Below are 1,811 nucleotides of genomic sequence, written 5' to 3' on the forward strand. Positions count from 1 at the left end.
GCGAGCGCGTCGGCCACCGCGGCGCGTATCTCGGCGGTGGGCGTGGGGCGGGCGGCGGGCACCGCGGCGGCGGCGCTCCGGGCGGCGGCGGTGGCCGCGAGCTCGTCGCGCAGGGCGGCGATCTGGCGGCGCAGCCCGCGGGTGGTGTGCAGGGCGGCGGCGCCGGCGGCCGTCGCGGTGGCCGCTGCCAGCAGCAGGGCAAGGGACATGGCGCTCACTGACGACTCCCGGTTGCTATAGATCCCCCGAATTCCTACCTCAGCTTCGCGGGCTCCGCCCCCCGGCGTCAGTGCATAACGTCACGAACCGGACAGGTCCTAGGTCCGGGACGTTCGCCTTTCAACCACGCTGACCTGCGTAGACGGGAATCCCCCAGGAGATTGGTCACATCCTGGGGGAGATTCGCGCACAGTCCGGGGCTCGCGCCGGGCGCACGAGCCGCCGGTTGCGCTGCGTGGCGGTCCGGCCCCGCGCGGGCACCGGCCCGGCCGACGGCCGGGGGCTGCTCGCGCCCCGCCCGTAGCCGAAGGTGTCGTCGCAGCTCAGCTGAGGCGTTCGAGCACCATGGCCATGCCCTGGCCGCCGCCGACGCACATGGTTTCCAGGCCGAATTGCTTGTCGTGGAACTGGAGCGAGTTGATGAGAGTGCCGGTGATACGCGCTCCCGTCATCCCGAAGGGATGACCCACGGCGATGGCCCCGCCGTTGACGTTGAGGCGGTCGAGGTCGATGCCGAGGTCGCGGTAGGAGGGGATGACCTGGGCGGCGAACGCCTCGTTGATCTCCACGAGGTCGATGTCGCCGATCCCGAGGCCCGCGCGGCGCAGCGCCTGCCTGCTCGCCTCGACCGGCCCGTACCCCATGATCTCGGGCGAGAGCGCCGAGACGCCGGTGGACACGATCCGGGCCAGCGGGGTCAGGCCGAGCTCGCGGGCCTTGGTGTCCGACATGACGACGACGGCGGCGGCGCCGTCGTTGAGCGGACAGCAGTTCCCCGCGGTGATCAGGCCATCGGGGCGGAAGACGGGCTTGAGGCCCTGGACGCCCTCCATCGTGACGCCCGCGCGCGGGCCGTCGTCCTTGCTGACCACGGTGCCGTCCGGCGTGGTCACCGGAGTGATCTCGCGCTCCCAGAAGCCGTTCTCGATCGCCTTCTCGGCGAGGTTCTGGGAACGGACGCCGAACTCGTCCATGTCCTGCCGGGTGACGCCCTTGAGGCGCGCCAGGTTCTCCGCGGTCTGGCCCATCGCCATGTACGCGTCCGGCACGACGCCGTCCTCGCGCGGGTCGTGCCAGCCCTCGCCGCCCGCCTCGGCGCGCGCGGCCGTACGGGCCTCCGCGTCGGCGAACAGCGGGTTGTGGGTGCCCGGCATCCCGTCGGAGGAGCCGTTGCCGAAGCGGGAGACCGTCTCCACGCCCGCCGAGATGAAGACGTCGCCCTCGCCGGCCTTGATGGCGTGCAGGGCCATGCGGGACGTCTGGAGCGAGGAGGAGCAGTAGCGGGTGATGGTGCAGCCCGGGAGGTGGTCCATGCCCATCTGTACGGCCACGATCCGGCCGAGGTTGTGGCCCTGCTCGCCGCCGGGCAGGCCGCAGCCGAGCATGAGGTCGTCGATGTCGCGGGGGTCGAGCTCGGGGACCTTGGCGAGGGCCGCGCCGATGATGGTCGCGGTGAGGTCGTCGGGGCGCAGTTCCTTGAGGGAGCCCTTGCCTGCGCGGCCGATGGGGGAGCGGGCGGTCGAGACGATCACGGCTTCGGGCATCACGGCTCCAGGAGGGTGCTGGGTGGGCGGACTGAAAGGGAAGTTACC

1 protein-coding gene and 1 pseudogene are annotated in these 1,811 nt (G+C 72.2%); both read right to left on the reverse strand.

Translation table 11 applies throughout. The features are described 5' to 3' along the window. Window positions 1-218, reverse strand: a pseudogene (locus ACFU99_RS42445) (hypothetical protein); the annotation flags it as partial. 324 nt (window positions 219-542) lie between these two features. Further along, complete coding sequence (locus tag ACFU99_RS42450) at window positions 543-1,763, reverse strand: acetyl-CoA C-acetyltransferase (protein WP_384403823.1); 1,221 nt, start codon at window positions 1,761-1,763, stop codon at window positions 543-545. Window positions 1,764-1,811: the final 48 nt, after the last annotated feature.

Source organism: Streptomyces sp. NPDC057654 (assembly GCF_042800135.1).
In the GTDB taxonomy this organism is placed as follows: Bacteria; Actinomycetota; Actinomycetes; order Streptomycetales; family Streptomycetaceae; genus Streptomyces.

What these genes read in the sequence shown, in the direction of transcription:
- ACFU99_RS42450 (WP_384403823.1), bottom strand. Translation starts at nt 1,763, where the DNA reads ATGCCCGAAGCCGTGATCGTCTCGACCGCCCGCTCCCCCATCGGCCGC.